Annotated in this window: 22 protein-coding genes; 13 read left to right on the forward strand and 9 right to left on the reverse strand. The window is 38.8% G+C overall.

Going from position 1 to position 19709, the window contains the following annotated elements:
- Positions 1-1353 carry an HlyD family secretion protein gene (locus IQ282_RS07820; protein ID WP_194851286.1) on the forward strand — a complete coding sequence of 451 codons (1353 nt, stop codon included), beginning with the start codon at positions 1-3 and terminating at the stop codon, positions 1351-1353.
- The gene (locus tag IQ282_RS07825; RefSeq protein ID WP_194851287.1) at positions 1337-2800 is read left to right on the forward strand and encodes a TolC family protein; all 1464 of its coding nucleotides are present in this window, start codon (positions 1337-1339) and stop codon (positions 2798-2800) included. Before IQ282_RS07820 ends, IQ282_RS07825 begins: the two co-directional genes overlap by 17 nt.
- 140 nt (positions 2801-2940) lie before the next feature.
- On the opposite strand, the gene rluF is transcribed toward IQ282_RS07825, so the two are convergent.
- Positions 2941-3693: a 23S rRNA pseudouridine(2604) synthase RluF gene (rluF, locus tag IQ282_RS07830; protein ID WP_194851288.1), complete on the reverse strand. Its 753-nt coding sequence runs from the start codon at positions 3691-3693 to the stop codon at positions 2941-2943.
- 628 nt (positions 3694-4321) lie between these two features.
- Between rluF and guaB the strand changes: the two genes are divergently transcribed.
- From guaB to IQ282_RS07870, 8 genes are all read left to right on the forward strand, one after another.
- The gene (gene guaB, locus IQ282_RS07835) at positions 4322-5797 is read left to right on the forward strand and encodes an IMP dehydrogenase (RefSeq protein ID WP_194851289.1); all 1476 of its coding nucleotides are present in this window, start codon (positions 4322-4324) and stop codon (positions 5795-5797) included.
- The gene (locus tag IQ282_RS07840; protein ID WP_194851290.1) at positions 5798-6412 is read left to right on the forward strand and encodes a fumarylacetoacetate hydrolase family protein; all 615 of its coding nucleotides are present in this window, start codon (positions 5798-5800) and stop codon (positions 6410-6412) included.
- Positions 6409-6741, forward strand: a complete 333-nt coding sequence (locus tag IQ282_RS07845) for an Hpt domain-containing protein (RefSeq protein WP_194851291.1) — start codon at positions 6409-6411, stop codon at positions 6739-6741. The genes IQ282_RS07840 and IQ282_RS07845 overlap by 4 nt, the downstream gene beginning before the upstream one ends.
- Before the next feature lie 3 nt (positions 6742-6744).
- On the forward strand, positions 6745-8001 hold the full coding sequence (locus tag IQ282_RS07850; RefSeq protein ID WP_194851292.1) for a competence/damage-inducible protein A: 1257 nt from the start codon (positions 6745-6747) through the stop codon (positions 7999-8001).
- Positions 8002-8060: 59 nt separating this feature from the next.
- Positions 8061-8300 (forward strand): 50S ribosomal protein L28, encoded by a 240-nt coding sequence (gene rpmB / locus IQ282_RS07855; protein WP_194851293.1) that lies wholly within the window; start codon positions 8061-8063, stop codon positions 8298-8300.
- Positions 8301-8321: 21 nt separating this feature from the next.
- Entirely contained in the window at positions 8322-8504 is a 183-nt protein-coding gene (gene rpmG / locus IQ282_RS07860) for a 50S ribosomal protein L33 (RefSeq protein ID WP_194851294.1), read from the forward strand.
- 7 nt (positions 8505-8511) lie between these two features.
- Positions 8512-8664, forward strand: coding sequence for a DUF4295 domain-containing protein (locus tag IQ282_RS07865; protein WP_194851295.1), 153 nt, complete (start codon positions 8512-8514; stop codon positions 8662-8664).
- A 913-nt stretch (positions 8665-9577) separates the two neighbouring features.
- Complete coding sequence (locus tag IQ282_RS07870; protein WP_194851296.1) at positions 9578-10141, forward strand: hypothetical protein; 564 nt, start codon at positions 9578-9580, stop codon at positions 10139-10141.
- Here IQ282_RS07870 and IQ282_RS07875 read toward each other — a convergent pair.
- Together IQ282_RS07875 and IQ282_RS07880 are read right to left on the reverse strand one after the other, a co-directional pair.
- Positions 10138-10884, reverse strand: a complete 747-nt coding sequence (locus tag IQ282_RS07875) for a zinc-dependent peptidase (protein ID WP_194851297.1) — start codon at positions 10882-10884, stop codon at positions 10138-10140. The genes IQ282_RS07870 and IQ282_RS07875 overlap by 4 nt on opposite strands.
- Positions 10885-10972: 88 nt before the next feature.
- A complete protein-coding gene (locus tag IQ282_RS07880) occupies positions 10973-11692 on the reverse strand; it encodes a Bax inhibitor-1/YccA family protein (RefSeq protein WP_194851298.1) in 720 nt (239 codons plus the stop codon).
- Positions 11693-11807: 115 nt separating this feature from the next.
- Between IQ282_RS07880 and IQ282_RS07885 the strand changes: the two genes are divergently transcribed.
- Genes IQ282_RS07885 through IQ282_RS07895 form a run of 3 tightly spaced genes read left to right on the forward strand, consistent with a single transcriptional unit; the run spans position 11808 to position 13456 of the window.
- The gene (locus IQ282_RS07885) at positions 11808-12356 is read left to right on the forward strand and encodes an RNA polymerase sigma factor (RefSeq protein WP_194851299.1); all 549 of its coding nucleotides are present in this window, start codon (positions 11808-11810) and stop codon (positions 12354-12356) included.
- A gap of 30 nt (positions 12357-12386) precedes the next feature.
- Positions 12387-12989, forward strand: a complete 603-nt coding sequence (locus IQ282_RS07890; protein ID WP_194851300.1) for a hypothetical protein — start codon at positions 12387-12389, stop codon at positions 12987-12989.
- Positions 12986-13456 (forward strand): hypothetical protein, encoded by a 471-nt coding sequence (locus IQ282_RS07895; protein WP_194851301.1) that lies wholly within the window; start codon positions 12986-12988, stop codon positions 13454-13456. The genes IQ282_RS07890 and IQ282_RS07895 overlap by 4 nt, the downstream gene beginning before the upstream one ends.
- Before the next feature lie 300 nt (positions 13457-13756).
- Here IQ282_RS07895 and IQ282_RS07900 read toward each other — a convergent pair whose 3' ends face one another.
- The 6 genes from IQ282_RS07900 to alaS all read right to left on the reverse strand — a co-directional run bounded on the left by IQ282_RS07900 (position 13757) and on the right by alaS (position 19666).
- Entirely contained in the window at positions 13757-14383 is a 627-nt protein-coding gene (locus IQ282_RS07900) for a DUF4230 domain-containing protein (protein ID WP_194851302.1), read from the reverse strand.
- The gene (locus IQ282_RS07905) at positions 14380-15297 is read right to left on the reverse strand and encodes a GSCFA domain-containing protein (RefSeq protein WP_194851303.1); all 918 of its coding nucleotides are present in this window, start codon (positions 15295-15297) and stop codon (positions 14380-14382) included. Before IQ282_RS07905 ends, IQ282_RS07900 begins: the two co-directional genes overlap by 4 nt.
- A 65-nt stretch (positions 15298-15362) precedes the next feature.
- On the reverse strand, positions 15363-15653 hold the full coding sequence (locus IQ282_RS07910) for a hypothetical protein (protein WP_194851304.1): 291 nt from the start codon (positions 15651-15653) through the stop codon (positions 15363-15365).
- A gap of 19 nt (positions 15654-15672) precedes the next feature.
- Positions 15673-16311, reverse strand: coding sequence for a hypothetical protein (locus tag IQ282_RS07915; protein WP_194851305.1), 639 nt, complete (start codon positions 16309-16311; stop codon positions 15673-15675).
- Between the two features lie 148 nt (positions 16312-16459).
- Positions 16460-17029 carry an RDD family protein gene (locus tag IQ282_RS07920; RefSeq protein ID WP_194851306.1) on the reverse strand — a complete coding sequence of 190 codons (570 nt, stop codon included), beginning with the start codon at positions 17027-17029 and terminating at the stop codon, positions 16460-16462.
- Positions 17030-17044: 15 nt separating this feature from the next.
- Positions 17045-19666, reverse strand: a complete 2622-nt coding sequence (gene alaS / locus IQ282_RS07925; RefSeq protein WP_194851307.1) for an alanine--tRNA ligase — start codon at positions 19664-19666, stop codon at positions 17045-17047.
- Positions 19667-19709 lie beyond the last annotated feature (43 nt).

The raw sequence follows: 19709 nt of genomic DNA on the forward strand, positions 1-19709 counted from the left end.
ATGCTGAATATATCAAAGGTTGAAATGGAAAACAGACCAGATCTTAAAAACTATAAGTCTGGTAAAAAAATACTCAACCGCACTCATTTTCAATATTTTAATAGATTTTTAATAGGATTTGCAGTAGTGCTTGTCGTAGTATTGTTTTTGCCGTGGACACAATCTGTTACAGGTAGCGGCGCTGTAACCACATTAACGCCAGGTCAACGTCCTCAAACCATACAGTCTCCCATTCCTGGACGTTTGGAAAAATGGTTTGTCAGGGAAGGAGATCGTGTTAGAAAAGGCGATACCATCCTGCAGATAAGCGAGGTAAAGAGTGAATATTTTGATCCTTTGTTAGTAGAACGAACCGGTAATCAAATTGACGCAAAAAGTAATTCTGTGAATGTTTATGGTCAAAAAATCCAAGCCTTATCGCAACAGACAGGAGCATTATCGTCAGAACGTCAATTGAAGCTAAGTCAGGCTTCAAACAAAATTATTCAAGCAGAGTTAAAAGTAATTAGCGATAGTATAGATCTGGAAGCGGCAAAAACCAACCTTAAAATCGCTGAAACACAAGTGAGGCGTACAGAAACGTTGTTAAAAGAAGGTTTGAAGTCTGTGACAGATGCTGAAGAGAAAAGATTAAAGCTTCAAGAAACCCAAGCTAAGCTTATATCGCAAGAACAGAAATTACTTCAAAGCCGGAACGAGATCTTGAATGCACAGATAGAGATAAGCCGCATAGGACAAGAATATGCAGAGAAAATTGCCAAAACACAAAGCGACCGCTACAGCGCAGAATCTGCACAACTGGATGTTGAAGCTCAGGTAAGTAAACTTGAAAGTGATAGAAGTAATTATAAGATACGCAGCGGGATGCTATTTGTGACTGCGCCACAGGATGGGTTTATCAATCAGGCTATAAAATCGGGTATAGGGGAAACCTTTAAAGAAGGTGAGGCGCTGGTCAATATTATGCCTTCAAATTATGACCTGGCGGTGCAAACTTATGTGGACCCTCTTGATTTACCACTTCTTTATGTGGGTGAAAAGGTGAGAGTACAATTTGACGGGTGGCCGGCAATTGTGTTTTCTGGATGGCCTAATGCGAGTTATGGAACCTATGGAGCCCGTATTGTTGCTGTGGAAACCTTTATCAGCTCCAATGGGAAATTTCGTGTTTTGCTCGCTCCAGATGACGAGGAGGATTATGTATGGCCTGATGCTTTGCGTCCAGGATCCGGTGCATACACCATTGCATTACTGGATGATGTTCCTGTGTGGTATGAATTATGGCGGCAATTAAATGGTTTTCCACCAGATTATTACCAGCCTAAAAAGAATTCAGATGAAAAAAAGAAGTAGTACGTATTTTCCTTTAGTAATACTTCTATTATGTATGTCAGTGCAGATGAAGGCGAGCACGCTTTCGCGAAAGCAAAATAAACCACAAGCTGCGCTGCTGCAATTACAAGACACTACTATTTTAGGATTTCAAGAATTTTTAGGATACGTCAAACGACACCACCCAATAGCTAAGCAAGCAGAGTTATTGCTGGATGAGGCTCAGTCTAATTTACTTAAAGCGCGAGGTGGATTTGACCCTAAAATAGAAGTAGATTACCGCCGTAAGGATTTTAAGGGAACTGAATATTATGATGAATTATCGGGCGTCTTTAAAATACCCACATGGTATGGTGTAGAGTTTAAAGCTGGGGCAGAACGCAATGAAGGCAGTTTTTTAGACCCGTCATTGACCGTCCCTGATGATGGTTTATTTAGTGCTGGAGTAAAAGTAAATTTGGGCCAGGGCTTGTGGATAAATGATCGCATGGCAACCTTGCGTAAGGCTAAATTATTTGAAAAACAAAATACGGCAGAGCGTGATTTACAAGCAAATGAAATATTATACAAGGCTTCACTTGCCTATTTTGAATGGTGGCAAAAAACGCGTGAAGTTCAGGTTTTTGAAGATATTTTAGAAACGGCATTAATACGGGAGCGTGGTATTAAAATAAGTGCGAGAGAAGGTGATAAAGCTGCGATAGATACGGTGGAAGCAAGCATAGCCACACAAACCAGATTGTTGAGCCTTGAACAATCACGAATAGACGAGGTAAAAAGCCGGTTGACCTTATCCAACTATTTATGGCTAGATGGGGTTCCCGTAGAACTTCAGGAAACGGTGGTCCCTCAAGATGAGTTGATGGGTTCTATCGATGTTGTTCTAGGAATTCTAGGGTCTGACCTTGATGAATTTTCAATAGAAAACCATCCTAAAATATTAGCCCTCAATTTTAAGCTGGATCAGCTAGAGGTAGACCGACAGTTGAAGGTAAACAAATTACTGCCCAAGATAACGGCAGAGTATAATTTTATCACCTCAGAATGGGATCAGACAAATACTATCACGCAGGATAATTATAAAGCTGGATTGACATTTGCGTATCCTATTTTTACCAGGAAAGAACGCGGTGATGTACGTCTCGCAAAGGTGAAAATTGAGGATGCGAGATACAGCTTGCAGGCAGAGTCTCTGGTTCTGCGCAACAAGATCAATGCTATTTTCGCACAGTTAGAAAGCTATGAAAGACAGATGGGGATTATAACACAACTAGCCTCTGGATCTCAAACTTTACTAAATGCAGAAAATCGCAAGTTTGATCTGGGTGACAGTTCTCTTTTTTTAATTAACTCCCGCGAAGTCAAGTTCATTGAAACTCAATTGAAACAATTAGAAATAATGTCAAAACTCTACACCTCAAAAGCCGATTTATTTAGAAGCCTAGTGATTTCTCCAGAGAATTTATAAGATTTTAGATAGTTACTCGATATTGCTTCCTTTGGATGAGATAACGGTAGTTTCATGAGACTTTGGATCGCAACTTTTTCATCGTTGAGGTAACCTAGAATTTATCTCGTTACCTTATTGAGATTTTGAAATATATAAAATTAGTCCATCTCATCCTCCTCGTTTGGAATATAAGCTTTGTCACTATCTGCTGTCATTTTTCTAATCTCTGTCAACTCGGCTTCTGTTATATTTCTATATTCTCCTACAGGAATGTCAAGTTTAATGTTCATAATGCGAACTCGTTTTAGCTTAGTAACCCTGTAATCCAGAAATTCACACATGCGACGTATTTGCCTATTCAAACCCTGAGTAAGCACAATGCGGAATGTCTTGCGACCTATCTGCTCGACTTCGCAATTTTTAGTAACCGTATCAAGAATCGGCACACCGCTAGCCATCCTTTTCAGGAATTTATCGTTGATACTGTGATCTACGGTAACAATGTATTCCTTTCCATGATTATTTCTAGAACGTAAAATCTTATTGACAATGTCGCCATCATTCGTCAGTAGAATTAATCCCTCACTAGGTTTGTCTAACCTACCAATAGGAAATATACGCGTGGGATAATTGATAAAATCAATGATGTTATCCCGCTCAACACGACCATCTGTGGTACACACTATTCCTACAGGCTTGTTAAAAGCGATGTAAACAGGTTTCTCTTTTTTAGCAGAAATAGTTTGACCGTCCACAGCGACAATATCATCTGGTAACACTTTAGTTCCCATTTCAGGAACGCTGCCATTAATTGTTACCCGTTCCTGCTCAATTAACTTATCGGCAGCACGACGCGAGCAATACCCCTGCTCACTTAAAAATTTATTGATTCTTATTCCTGTTTCAGACATATTACAAAGGTAATAATGTGGAGGGAATTCTTTGAAACGCAAAAGTCTGTTCTATAAATTGTCAGATTAGGGTATTTGATACCTCGCTTTATTTTCGCAAATTCTTTTGACAACTGTTTGACAACTGTTTGACAACCTGCTGATCGACAATCAACGAACGATTTTTACGTGCTAATTAGCATTATTTTATTGGACATATCGGGATTCAAGAGATCCATGAATTAAGTAGGCTGCTATTCAATGATAAATGACATTTTGCCTTTCCTGTGAGAACTCTCCTAAATTAGGACATGTGATTTTTATATATAATAAACATTACATTCTTGATATCTTAAGATTAATTACTTCTGTTTTTACCTACTGAATATACCAGCAACATTCTCGCGCGGCTCAAAATAAGCTTGTCCCAGATCAAAATTCAATTACCAGTTAGGCTTGTAAAAAAGTTCGCGTGTCAAGCGATACCAATATATTGAGCGCGGTACAATAGAAACCAGCCTGTCGTCAAATTCGAATTTTTAAAAACAAAATAAAACCCTCATAGAAAATGGCAGCTATTTCAAAAGCTCAGGATTTTAGCTTTGAACCTTAAATCCCGTACCTTTGCATGCAATTAAATTCAATTGCAATGATCTCACACGAAGCTAAGTTTGTAGGCGAAGGCCTCACTTACGACGATGTACTTCTCGTTCCTGGTTACAGCGAGGTTCTTCCTAGAGAAGTAAGTATAAAAAGTAAATTTTCACGCAACATAACGCTCAATGTTCCCATTGTTTCCGCAGCAATGGATACGGTTACAGAAAGCCGCATGGCTATTGCTATGGCCCAAGAAGGTGGTATAGGTATTCTTCATAAGAATATGTCAATAGAGGCACAAGCTCAAAAGGTGCGCCGTGTAAAACGCGCAGAGAGCGGTATGATTATCGATCCTGTGACACTTACAGAGGAAGCTACCATAGGTGATGCTAAAGCTAGCATGCGAGAACATGGGATAGGAGGGATTCCTATTGTTGATCAAGAAGGTTATATTAAAGGTATTGTAACAAATCGCGATCTGCGCTTTGAAAAGAAAGACAGCAGATCTGTGACAGAAGTCATGACTTCAGAAAATCTAGTCACTGCCAAAGCTGGAACCTCGCTTCAACAAGCTGAAATAATTCTTCAAAAACATAAGATTGAAAAATTACTAGTCGTTAGCGATGACGATAAGCTAGTGGGTTTAATAACGTTCAGAGATATAACAAAACTAACCTTGCAGCCTAATGCAAATAAAGACCAATATGGTCGTTTGCGGGTTGCCGCTGCTATAGGAGTGACTGGTGATGCAGTAGATCGTGCAAGGGCGCTGGTTAATGCTGGTGTGGATGCGGTAGTAATCGACACTGCACATGGCCACACTAAAGGGGTTGTTGATGTACTAAAAGAAGTTAAAAAACACTTTCCAGATCTTGATGTTGTCGTTGGAAACGTGGCTACCGCCGCCGCAGCAAAATATCTAGCAGATGCTGGAGCAGATGCTGTTAAAGTGGGTATAGGTCCAGGTTCTATTTGTACTACTCGAGTAGTTGCTGGAGTAGGTTTCCCACAATTGAGTGCTGTTATGGAAGCGGCTCACGCTTTAAAAGGAACAGGAGTTCCCGTTATTGCAGATGGTGGTATACGATATACGGGAGATATTCCCAAAGCACTAGCGGCAGGAGCAGACTGTGTTATGTTAGGTTCTATGCTCGCTGGAACAGCAGAATCTCCCGGCGAAACCATCATTTATGAAGGTCGTAAATACAAGTCTTATCGAGGGATGGGATCTGTAGAAGCGATGCAGACTGGATCTAAAGACCGATATTTTCAGGATGTTGAAGACGATATTAAAAAATTAGTTCCTGAAGGGATCGTTGGACGTGTTCCATTTAAAGGTGATTTGGGAGAAAGTATGACTCAATTCATAGGTGGATTGCGCGCCGGGATGGGATATTGTGGTGCTAGCGATATTGAAAGCTTGAAGGATAAAGGTCAATTCGTTAAAATTACAGCGGCTGGTGTTCAAGAAAGTCATCCTCATGATGTTACCATTACTAAGGAGTCACCCAACTACAGTCGTAATTAAATGAAAATCATTTGTATAGGGCGCAACTACGTTGAGCATATTAAAGAATTAAACAGTGACCGTCCTGATGAACCCATCGTGTTTCTCAAACCCGATACCTCTATATTATTAGATAAAAATCCATTTTTTATCCCAGATTTTTCTAACGATGTCCATCATGAAGTGGAAGTCATTATTAAAATCAACCGGTTGGGAAAACATATTGACGAGAAGTTTGCTCATAAATATTATGACGAGATAGGTTTAGGTATTGACTTTACAGCCCGTGATGTACAACGTGAATTAAAAGAAAAAGGACTCCCTTGGGAAAAATCCAAAGCCTTTGATGGAGCCAGTGTCGTTTCTAGAACTTTTATTAAGAAAGATAAACTAGGTGATTTTAATAATATTGATTTCCAGCTATTTAAGAATGGTAAGCTGCAACAAGATGGTAATACCCGACTTATGATATGGAAAATCGATGAACTGATATCCTACGTAAGCAAATACTTTACTCTTAAGATAGGAGATCTTATCTTTACGGGAACGCCAGCAGGAGTTTCTAAGGTGGTAGAAAATGACGAGTTGAAAGGTGTCCTAGCTGGAGAAGAATTATTTTCAATACGAGTGAAATGAGCAAATTATACGACCTTATTAAAATAAAAGAGCTGTCTGAAGATGACCCGGATTTTATCAAAGCAATGGTAGACACTTTTATAGAAGAAATTCCAATGGATCTTGAGCAATTAGCCACAGCAATTGTGGGTGATGATCGCGCAATGGTTTTTGAATATTCACACAAGATTAAGCCTACGGTAGACATGTTTGGATTGTCATGCCTATATGATGTTTTGGTTTTAGAAGCATGGGGTAAATCTGATGATCAAATGGATATAAAGGAGCATTTTATGCGTGTTCAAGAGAATTTGCAAAATGCCGTCGAGCAACTAAAAGCTGATTTTTAAGATATGAAAGCTACCATCATTACGATAGGTGACGAGATCTTGATAGGTCAAATTGTCGATACAAACTCGGCATGGATGGGTCAGGAACTTAATAAGATAGGCGTGTCCGTTTACGAGATTATTTCTATAGGAGATGATAGAGATCATATACTTTCCGCTTTCGCGAAAGCGGAACAGCAGTCAGATGTAGTGCTGATAACCGGAGGATTAGGCCCTACAAAAGACGATATTACTAAATCTACTATCTGTGAGTATTTTGAGGATTCCTTAGTCCAGAATCAAGAGGTTTTAGAGCACATCAGGGAAATATTTTCCAGTTACGTAAAAGACGCCATAGTTCCTGCAAACGAATTGCAATCCATGGTTCCTTCTAAGGCTAGAGTTCTGAAAAATGCCCACGGCACTGCTCCAGGAATGTGGATGGAGAAAAACGACACCATTTTCATTTCAATGCCCGGAGTTCCTTTTGAGATGAGGTCATTGATGACAGATGAGGTACTACCGCTGCTTTCTAAGACTGATGGACTGCCTTTTATATACCACAGGACTATTTTGACTGCAGGTCAAGGAGAAAGCACTATAGCCGCGCGAATTGAGCAGTGGGAAGATGATTTACCAGCAGATATTAAACTAGCTTACTTGCCTAGTTTGGGATCGGTGCGTTTGCGGCTTTCAAGCATTGGGCCAGATCGAGAAGAGGTCACTTTAAAAGTTGAACAAAGAGTTTTAGTCTTAAAAGAGCTTATAAACGATATCATTATAGGTGAAAGCAATGATGAGTCGATGGCGCAACAAGTATCAGCACTATTTAAAAAGTCAGGATTGACACTTGCCGTTGCAGAAAGCTGTACGGGAGGACAAATAGCACAGCAATTAACGGAATTTTCTGGTGCATCCCAGTTTTTTATGGGCGCCTCTGTAACTTACGCTACAAGATCAAAAATTGATTTGTTAGATGTAAATCCAGATATAATTGATAAATATAGTGTGGTAAGCGAGCAAGTTGCGATGGCGATGGCCACAGGTGCACGGCATAAATTTCACTCTGATATTGCGGTTTCAACTACAGGAAACGCAGGACCTAGTAAGGGTGACAGTGAGGTAGAGGTAGGAACTGTTTACATAGGAATCGCCACGGCAAACGATACTTTTGCTATTAAATTTATGATGGGGAACCATCGAGAACGAGTCATTCAAAAGACGGTAAATAAATCATTCGAACTGCTTCAGAAAGAAATATTGAAATTACTCGCAAATTAGGTTTGTGTGTTCCAATTTATATTCGTTATTTTGCATTCCGATTTTAAACACAGATAATCATGTCACGAGTTTGTGAACTTACTGGTAAAAAGGCTATGTCTGGGAACAATGTTTCCCACGCAATGAACAAGACCAAGCGTAGATTTAACGTAAACTTGTTCAAAAAACGTTTTTACCTTCCGATAGAAGATAAGTGGATCACGCTACGTGTGTCTGCTAAAGCGATAAAGAACATCAACAAGAAAGGAATTACCTTGATGGTTAAAGAAGCCCGTGCAAACGGTCTGATTTCCAAGTAATTCCTATAGAAGAGCACTAAGATGGCAAAAAAAGGCAATAGAATACAGGTGATCCTGGAATGTACAGAGCATAAAGCTACTGGCGAGCCAGGTACTTCTCGTTATATTACAACGAAGAATAAAAAGAATACTCCAGACCGACTTGAAGTTAAGAAATTCAATCCGATCTTGAAGAAAATGACTGTTCATAAAGAAATTAAATAATTAAGACATGGCAAAGAAATCCATTGCAACCCTTCAATCTGGGTCAAAAAGATTAACTAAAGCCATTAAGATGGTAAAGTCCCCTAAAACTGGTGCTTATACTTTTGTAAGTGCTATTATGACTCCTGAGATGGTAAACGATTTCTTGAATAAGAAATAAGTTGGTTAGTTAAAACGACAAGACCGCGTTACGCTAGTAGCGCGGTCTTTTTATGTCTTTTTTTTGAGTACGATATCGGCTCCTTTAGAAATTATCATTCTTGAAGTTAGTGTACCCTTGCGTCTGATAATGGAATAGGGTACTTAGTAGCTATTATGATTCCATAAGCTTTATCCAAAGCTTACTTGTAGATAAATCAAAATCGTACTTTTTCCCTAGGTGATGATTTAACGATATTCATTTGACCCAAAGGCAGCAACTCAATAACAATTTTGAACATCCTCATTAATTTAAAATGCTTATAGGGTATTTTAGAAATAGGTTTGATCTAGTGATTCTATTAGAGAAAGTCCCTCATTTGTTTTTATTTAAGATTGCTCTTACGGTATAGTGTTGTTACGCAATACAGATCAGCATCATCACAATTATGAGAGAATCAGTGGAGAATTATTGAAAGCATTCTCAGATGCTTTAGTCATATCCATATAGATTTTTATTGGTAAATATTGCACACCACTCGATGCTTTGAGTCACAATTAAATTATTAAATATGTCTCATCATCATCAATAAAGAAGAGCTAATTTAAATATCAATCTTAAGGACCATTTTAGTGCAGTCTTTATTTAGATTGTATGTCTTCATTATGGACTCCACGATTGAGGAGATAAATCGAAATTGTAATCAGTTGGTTCAATGTTACGATAGGTAGCTTTTTAAGGATTTAAGCTCACCATTTATCAAAAATACTACTCTACACCTAGTGATTTACATATCAATTGATTGGGAATTCTTAACAAACTTACATTCGATTGAGTTAAACTTTTGCGAATACCCTATATAGGGTATGTACCGTAAGCTTCACTTGTCGTAATTTTCTGACTTTATGCAATCTAGCAACACAACAGCGTAGTAATGAAGGATATTTTGACTCTAGGAATTCAGATGGCTCAATCTGATATATCTGTCGATCAAGCGCGTGATTTGGGCATCATCGGTTATTTGACTTTTATTAAAGTCAAAGCAGAACAGCAGCGATCTCAGGCAAATTTTAGTAATCATAATTTAAGCTTAGATACTGTTGAAGTTGGCTATAATTCTCTCAATGCTAACCTGGAAGAATTAATCCATGAAATGTGTTTAAATGTGCGTGAGAATAAATCAATAGTAGTGGTTAGACAGCTCAATTATGTGTTGTTAGGAATTGAATTTAATGGACCTAAATTGTCATGGGAAATCATTCAATTATTGGAGAACGTTTATTTTGAAGCAAAGACATTTATTGTGAAGCCATCTAACTCCTTTATGAATAAAATTGCGGCGGTACAGTCTTTAGGTGCCATTGCTACTTTTAAAAATCAGATGGACTTGCCTAGTGTTACATGTGTAAATTCAGTTGATTTAATAATTGATCGATTGATTCAATTGAGATTGAAACCTAATTCAATTTATAAGATGACCAAGCTACAATCAGCTTAATTCACCCATTTTTCTTTCATTAATAGAGCCTTACTTATAAGTGCGTATAACTTCGGAAAAAGCTGTTTTAACTCTGTGGGAGACTCAAAGTAGTATTCTGTAAGAACGGCCATGAACTCATATTGGTTTGTAAATGCATATTCCCTAAAATATCTAGAGCGCGCTAAATTTATTCGCAAATCTTTATCTAATAGAGTAAGCAAAATCTTTTGATGATACTTATGGTATCGCAAGGCATCTATATAATGTGCCCGCTCGCTTTCTATATGTAGAACGTGCGTAAATTCATGTAAGGCCAGATTTATATTATCATCTTTAATATTAATACCTTTCAAAACGTCAGGCCAAGAAAGTGCGAGTACCGCAGCTCTGGGATTGTATTCTCCTTTATGTTTTTCTGTATTTGCAGCACTCTCAAAAGGTTCATCAAATATCAAAATGGTTTCTAGCTGGTCCATTAAATAATTGCGACGTCCGAAGGTGAGCATTACGGCAATGCAACTGATTAATACCTTTTGTTCTTCTAAAATAGGTTTAGCATAGCGATGTTGAAACTGCTTGTCTTTTAAAAAACAAACAACACGATGTTCAAATTGCCTTTTATACCTAGAGGAGAGTTTCTTGTAAAAAGAGCTTGATTCTAAGGTTAGCTTTCGCGAAAGCGATAATTTTCTCCAGCTTAAAATTTGTCGATACCATAGAAAATCATACTTGTTTTGAAGGTATCTCAATAAAAGATGCATAACTGCAAAAAGCAGGATAAGTCCTACGAATGCGTACCCGTATGGTGCGAGCCAGGCTTTATCGCGTGGTATGAAGAGTGAAATCAGCTTAATCTCGTGACGTGAAGATGCTCAAAATATACCAAAAGAGCAACATTAGAGAAGCAAATAATCCCAGCGATGCACCTACATATTGATCAGTACTGTATTTGTGAACCAGTTGCGAGGTCTGATAAAGAATAGTTCCAGCAGCAAGGAGAATCATTCCAGCGCTGAAAACCAATCCTAGATTAAAACCGAAGATCATTCCGGCAACAATAGCTCCCACTGCAATGACAAATCCTATAGCGAGGAAACTGCGAAGGAAGGAAAAATCTTTTTTGGTAATTAAAACCACAGCACTCAACCCAGTGAATAAGGCCAGCGTCATGATCGCCGCCTGATTGATAACTGAGAAGTAATCTCCTTCCATATAGAAAATTGCCATGTATAGAAGGGGAACAAATATTATCGCCTCTGCTACTACAAAAAGAAATAGTGCTAGATATTGTTTAGTCTTGTCGTGAGTAGTATGAGCAAGTTTTTCTGCATAATTAGTGGCAAACATGAAGGCGCCTAGAACTAAAAGCCATTTCCACCCTTGAGTGAGCGATAACATCAACTCTACTAAAGGATCGATTCTCAATAAAATCGTTTCAACGATGACAAATAAGAGTGTTGCAAGTGCGACATGTGCATATGTTTTGCGATAAAATGCTGCTCTTGTATCGTCCGTTACTTCTATAAGTGGTTGAAACGTAGGTTCGTTTCTATATTCAATGGGTTGCATACTCTTCAAATTTCAGTAAAGATAATTACTCTTCTCAATTTGAAAGTCATGCGAAGTCTAAATTCCTTGCCAACACTCTTAAACCTTTGTATTTTTCATGAGTCATAACAGCCCAATGAACCAAGTACAAGAAAGCGAAATCCTAACCTTAATCGCAGACCCTACATCAATTGATAAGGGTTTTAGACTATTGGTGAAAGAACATCAACAGCAGTTGTACTGGCAAATTCGTAAGATTCTTTTGAATCATGAAGATACAGATGATGTGCTTCAAAACGTATTTATTAAAATATTCAAGGGGCTGCCTAAATTCAAAGGTGATAGTAAATTAAGTACCTGGATGTTCAGGATTGCGTACAACGAGAGCATGACCTTTCTCAAGCGTAAATCTAAGATCTTACAGATTAACAGTGCAGAGATGCAGGATTACTTGGTCGATCAATTGGAAGCAGACGTTTATTTTACGGGAGATTCCATCCAGCTAGAGTTACAAAAAGCACTGGCGCAGTTGCCAGACCGACAGAAAGAAATTTTCAACATGCGATATTATGATGAGATTAAATTTAAAGACATCGCAGAAATACTAGAATTAAGTGAAGGAGCCGTGAAATCCAGTTATCATATTGCGGCCAAAAAAGTAGAAGCATACCTAAAAAGAGATTAAACCATTTTCCTTAAATGGAGTCATAGAACTATGAAAAAGAAGAACACACATAAGAACCTGGGATTTGAAATACCTGATGGGTATTTTGAATCTAACATGGATCGGATGTTCGATTTTAAGGTGCAGCCATCAGAGCAGCACAAACTCCCATTTGCAGCACCAGTGGGTTATTTTGAGAATTTAGAACAACGCATTTTTGAGAATACCTGTGATCCTAAAGCAGAATTTTCTGCAGCAGATCAAGAGTTGCCATTTAAAGTACCTGAAGATTACTTCAAGAATCTAGAGCAGCATGTGTTAAATCAAACGGTGGATAAACCAGTTGTACAATTAAAGCGTGATTATCCAGCCTGGGTGATTCCTATGCTTGCTGTTGCAGCTATCTTTATCGCAGTAGTTACCATAAATGGTTTGTGGCAAAGCAACAGCTTTTCCATGGAGGATTTGAATAACGATGAGTTGGGATTGTATCTAGCTGATACCGATTTTAGATCAGATCAAGATGTCATTAATATATTGTATTCAGATTCAGATGACTTGAAGAATGTGGCTTTTAGTAATGCTATAGATAACGATGATTTATTGGATTATTTAGTAGACGAGGTAGATATGAATCTAATGATGGAAGAATGAAACAAATATTATTTATACTAGTCGTCTTTGTTACGGGAAGTACATATGCTCAAGCCCAAGTAAGATCAAGTTCAGACGATCGTACAATGGCGGAAAAGATTGAAACTCTATTGATTGCTTTTTTGAGCCAAGAGGTCGAACTAACTGCAGATGAAGCTCAAAAATTCTGGCCTGTTTATAACGATATCAAAGAAGAGCGCGACAAACTCCATAGTGAGAAAAAGCGTTTGATGTACGACATGGCAAAGAATTTCGATAATGTCTCAGACAAAGAAGCGCAACGATATGTGGATCGCATGTTTGATATTGAGGGTAAATTAAATGAATCTAATTTTGAAGCCCGCAATCGTAAAATTATTAAAGTTATAGGACCTAAAAGATTTCTAAACCTCAAGAAGGCAGAACGAGAATTTCGCGTGAAGTTAATCAAGGAATATGGAAGTCGCCGCAGAGGTAACACTCCTTAGTAAACATAAAGATTTAAGTTTTGGTTAATGATGATGAATCCCTCAAGATTAAATTTTTGAGGGATTTGTTTTTTTTGACTTTTGACTTATCGGGTATTCAAGATTGAATAATTATTTTGTACACATTTATAATCTATAATATACTTGGGAGGACTTGTGTTCTCTGCGGAAACTCTTGCAGCATAGGAATAAACGGATCATAAGACTATAGATAACTGAACTGCTCTACTTTTTAGTCTTGTGTCATACGTCAGCAAGTTATGAGCGCAGCGATTAACAAGATCGTCTTATGTCATAACCCTAATCTAGTATTGTTTTCCATTCCTTCTCAGAATGTATTTTTGAGCCATCGAATTCCAATGTCCATCCCTGACTGCTTGCGATAATGTAGATTTGACTCAGTTCAGTTAATAATCGATTTTCTGCGTTTTTGACAATGTTACTTTTTATAATCTTACCACGTAAATCTTTGGTAATGCGGCGTTTCATGTTATTGAAATCCCTCGCTTCAAATCTGTTGGTTATACCATTGTCCAGATTGTAATAGCTCAGGTCAGGATCTATTTTTATCTCTGGCTCTGGAATTTCTAAAATCCGAATCGTTTTTGAATCCGCATCGATTTCATAACGCATCTTGCGCAGATCGTAGGCTATTTGAGCTTTGGCATTTGAAACAATCAACGCACGTTTTTGACTGCTGTAAAAATCGCCCCAACCGTAAGTTTTTGTATTTTCATAGGTGTAGACCTTGGCATAGGTAGCTTCTGTCACTACCAGTTTACTCACTTTGCGCACCTGTTTTTCAATCAAAGCGGTTTGTGCCGTCAAGGTATCCCTATCGTCATTCCTATTAGTGACATAATTGTAGATCATTACTATGAGCAGCATGATAACTGCTCCTATTATAAAACTTTTAATTCTTCTCATTGAAGTTTTAGATTCGGGAATTTTTGCTGTAATAAGATACTGCTTTTTATCAATTGTTCTTTGTGCGCCTCGTTATTTTTGGGTCGATGGTCTTGCAGCTTGCGGTGTTTTTCTACAGCTTTAATGGTTGTTAAAGTGTTTGTGTGGAGTACGCTTTCGCGAAAGCGGTTCCACACATAATCAACAGCGGTCGCATTGGGATGTAGCATATCTGCGGCATAGAATCTATAGTCGCGCAGGTCGTCCATAAGGAGTTCATAGGCGGGAAAATAGTAATTTTCACCCTTTTCACAACGCTGCTGGATCGCCTCGTAAAGCCGTGCTTTACTGCGGGTATTTTCTATCATTCCATCTTTTGTATGCCTCACCGGCGACAACGTGTAGATAATTTGTGCTGTAGGATTAACTTTTTTAATGAGCCGTTCCATTTTTTCCAGCGCCTCTTGTATTTTTTCAATAGAAAGCAATCTTTTTTCAAAAAGTGCCTGTGGTTGTTGGTGACAGTTGGCTACAATCTCACCAGTTGCCTTCAGTTCATAAATCCAGGCAGTACCTAAGGTTACAATAATATGCGATGAAAGTTCGATCTGGTTTTTCATCCATATTCCCGCTGTTTTTAAATTAAGTAAGGTCGTAGCCGAATCGTTTCCATCTAATTGCGAGTGGGCCAAATAACTGAAATTCCCACAAACATCATTTTCTGTAAAATTGCCACTCACCGATTTCTCCATCAACACCCACAAACTATGCGGATTAAATATGACCCCAAACGGATTGACCACTGTATCAAATCCATAATACTGAAACTTGTCTCCTATATTTTGGGAAAAGCAACTGCCCAGCATCAATACAGAACTATCGTAATCGATGGGCTGATTATGTTTAGATATGGGAAAATCTGTGGTGAATTTCATGCGTATAATTGTGCACGGTAAATGTACATTCTAAAAAGCAATAGGATGTTAGGGTGGTTATAAAGCTAATGCGACCACAACCAGATCAATTGAACAATCCAATAACATAGGAAAGGGGTGAGGGTGATCACGCAAATTAATAGAAAGCGGCGTTTGCGATTTTCTTTCACAGCTTTTTCTCGGTAAGCTTTTTTGAAGGCTTCCACCTTTTCGGTAGAGTGCTGAACGTTATATGTTCCTTTTTTATATAAAGCTCCGGCCTTCACACCTACCATAGACTTACTGCTAGTCTTGCGCCTTCTAGCGTTGTTTTTCATGGCCGTGACCATAGCCTGAATGCTGCCACCTGAACTCATGAGATCAGTTTACAAAATTCTAATTACAGCTCAATTTTTTTGCATTGGAATATTTCGCAACATTTTTGATCAGTCTTTTGAGAACCTTCGTCGTTAGTAATTCCCCCTTTGCTTTAAATACAATACTGGGTTCCTCATCACCATTAGGGTCAAAGGCATTGTATCTGTCTTCTGTAGAACCTTCAAGCGTTTGAGAATAGATGACCTGATTTTTCTTAATATCTAGGATGCTTAAAATACCAGTAACATGCTCTTCTGGCGACCGAAATCTACGGCTATCGTAGAATTCTGTTACCACTGGCTCTTTGTATGCAGACGATAAAATTATGACATAATCGAGCGTAGGTTGTGAATGTCTGATTTGATTTATATCATAATTGGAAAGCCTATTACCTGCAAGCTTTAATTTTAAATTCTTAACCGAAGAGTTAGCCGAGTAGCATTCCCCTGCAATTCCTGTAAATGCTGCATCCAGTAAGGTTGTTGCTTCGTTTATTTGATTTGATGGCACATCAGGTTGAAGGGAGGCATAACTACCAGAACGTAGGTAAAGCACATTTTTTTTGAATTTTATAGGCTGCGTGTAAGTAACAGATCTAATATTATTGCAACCGGATAAAGTTACAAGGAGAACAAGGATTACAATAAAATATTTCACTTTGGTTCCGTTTAATACGGCAATCTAACTGAAAAATTAGATTGCTAAATATGATTTTGAATTAAAAAATAAACAACCGCTCTTGATCTAAACAGTAGCAAGAAAATCACTTAAGAAAGGGGTTATACAAACACGAGAAATTGCAAATCTAACTTTCAACAACATAAGTCTTTGCGATGCGGTCATGCAAAGAACGCCAGTAAGGTGGGTCTGTTAAAAGTGTGATCATCTCAACAAACATGATAAAAAAACTAATTCCAGAAATCAATCCTAGCATCGGGTAGGACGTACCTAATTCCTCGCTCATCTTGAAATAATCTGTCATTTCCATGAGGCTTTTATCTTGGAAAATGAAAAAGTAAACAGGTAAAGTCACAAGAGCCTGGGCAATAGTAAATACACTTCTCAATATTGCTTGCGGTGCATTTATTTTATGGCCATCATAATCCACGACCCTCATTCCCATACTCATTTTACCTAGAGTCGCTCCATAAAAACCTTCCATTAATGGTTTGTAAGCGATGGAAACCGTAGTAATCAATACAAAGCACCAAAAACTCTTCAATACCAGTAAATTATATAACGTAGCTCCAGCAATGGGAATTCCTACTATTAATCCGTCAAGGATAACTGCAATCAAGCGCGAGTTAAAACCTTCGAATTTTAAAGGGTTATCCTCTAAGTCTTTTTGGTTTTGTAAAAATGGGTCCTTTTGCATGAGCAGAATAGAAAATTATAAATATCCTTTCGCCGCCTCAAGAGCAGCATTAATCCCATCAGGATTTTTACCACCTGCGGTTGCAAAATGGGGTTGGCCACCACCGCCGCCTTGAATGTGTTTTCCCAGCTCGCGAACGATGGTTCCCGCGTTGAGCTTTTTGTCATCGACTAGATTCTTGCTGATGATGACGGTGAGCGTTGCTTTATCGTCTGCGTTAGAACCTAAAATCATAAACAGATCTTTCACATCGCGATCGATCTCAAAAGCCAGGTCTTTAATGGAATTTGTGTTCAGATCTGTTGCTGCAGCAATGAAATTGATCCCATTAATTTGAGTAGCGCTTGCGATTAGATCACCTTTTAAATTTCCAGCCTTGTCGCGCAACAGCTGTTCAATCTGTTTCTTTAAAGTGCTATTTTCATCTTGTAAACCTTTAACCATTTCCACCGGATCTTGTGAGGTAGCTTTTAAAGCTACTTTAATATCATCCAGTGTTTCTGATTGTTGCTCAAAATATTCTTTAGCTGCATCGCCGGTGATCGCTTCAATCCTGCGGATTCCTGCTGCAACCGCACCTTCGCTCTTAATTTTGAAATGCCAGATGTCGGCGGTGTTGGGAACATGGGTACCGCCACACAACTCGTTACTCGCACCGAATTTTACGGTCCGCACGACATCACCATATTTCTCGCCGAACAATCCTATAGCACCATCTTTGATAGCTTGCTCATAAGTGTTGTTCCGATTTTCCTCTAGTGCCAGATGTTCTGCGATTCTTGCGTTCACAAACTGCTCTACTTGTAGGATGTCGTCTGCACTAAGCTTAGCAAAGTGCGAAAAGTCAAAACGCAAGGATGCATTTCGAACCATCGAGCCTTTTTGTTCCACATGATTTCCCAGAATCTTGCGCAACGCTTGATGCAAGAGGTGTGTGGCGGTATGGTTAGCTGCACTGCGCTTTCGCTGGTTAGTATCGACGACCGCCTTGAAAGAACCATTCAGTTCTTTAGGTAGGTTTTTAGTAAGATGAACGGTTTGTCCGTTTTCTTTTTTGGTGTCAATGATATAAATAGTGTCGCCACCAGCAGTTTCCAGGTACCCTTTATCACCGGTCTGTCCACCGCTTTCTCCATAAAACGGAGTCATATTAAACACCAACTGATATTGATCGCCGTCTTTTTTACTGGTGACTTTTCTGTATTTGGTCAGGAAAACGTTGGCTTCAAGACGGTCATAACCTATGAATTCCTGTACATCGTCTTCTCTTAATTCTGTCCAGTCTGTTGTAGAGGTAGCACTTGCAGCACGAGAACGGTCTTTTTGTTCCTGCATCGCTTTGTCAAAACCAGCTTCATCCAGCTTCATTCCTTTTTCGCGCAATATCAATGCGGTCAAATCAATGGGAAAACCAAAAGTATCGTACAATTCAAAAGCTTTGGAACCTTCAATTTCGTTAACTGATTTTGCTTTCGCGGAAGCGATCATAGAATCTAATAAAACCAGTCCTTGATCCAGCGTTCTTAAAAAAGAGTGCTCTTCTTCCTTGATGACATTGGTAATTAAATCTTTTTGGGATTTCAACTCTGGGAACGCATCGCCCATTTGGTTTGCCAGCGTTTGAACCAGCATGTAAATAAAAGGTTCCTTTTTATCCAGATAGGTAAATCCATACCGTATCGCACGGCGCAAAATCCTACGAATTACATATCCAGCGCCCGTATTTGAGGGTAGTTGTCCGTCTGCAATTGAAAATGAAACAGCGCGCACATGATCTGCAATCACACGTATGGCGATATCATCTTCCTGTTTTTTTCCGTAAGAATGACCGGTGATGGTTTCAATCTCTGTAATGAGCGGTTGGAAAACATCTGTGTCATAGTTGGAGGTTTTTCCTTGAAGCGCCATGGCGAGACGTTCAAACCCCATTCCTGTATCCACATGTTGCGCAGGCAGGTTTTTGAGCGATCCATCTGCCATACGGTTGAATTGTATGAAGACAAGGTTCCAGATTTCCACAACTTGTGGGTGGTCGTTATTGACTAAGGTAGCACCATCAACGGCTGCTTTTTCAGCATCACTGCGCAAATCGACATGAATTTCAGAGCAAGGACCGCAAGGACCTTGATCGCCCATTTCCCAAAAGTTGTCTTTTTTATTACCGTTTAAGATGCGGTCCTCTGTGATTAATTCTTTCCAATAATCGTAGGCCTCTGAATCGCGCTCTAGTCCTTCACTTTTATCACCTTCAAAAATGGTGACGTAAAGGCTGTTTTTATCCATTCCATAAACGTCGATCAATAATTCCCACGCCCAGGCAATCGCCTCTTTTTTAAAATAATCGCCAAAACTCCAGTTCCCCAACATCTCAAACATCGTGTGGTGGTATGTATCAACGCCCACTTCTTCTAGGTCGTTGTGTTTTCCACTTACTCGCAAACATTTTTGTGAGTCCGTAACCCGATTTGATTTAGGTTGGGAAATGCCCAGGAAATATTCCTTGAACTGATTCATCCCGGCATTTGTAAACATGAGCGTGGGATCATTTTTAATCACCATGGGCGCACTGGCCACAATCTCGTGTTTTTTATTTTTGTAAAATTCTAAAAACGTACTTCTTATCAGTTCTGACTTCATTCTTTGGGCTGTCGTAGCGGTTAATTACAATTTCTTACTTTTG

Origin of the sequence: Nonlabens antarcticus, assembly GCF_015356755.1 — a bacterium.
Taxonomy (GTDB): Bacteria; Bacteroidota; Bacteroidia; order Flavobacteriales; family Flavobacteriaceae; genus Nonlabens; species Nonlabens antarcticus.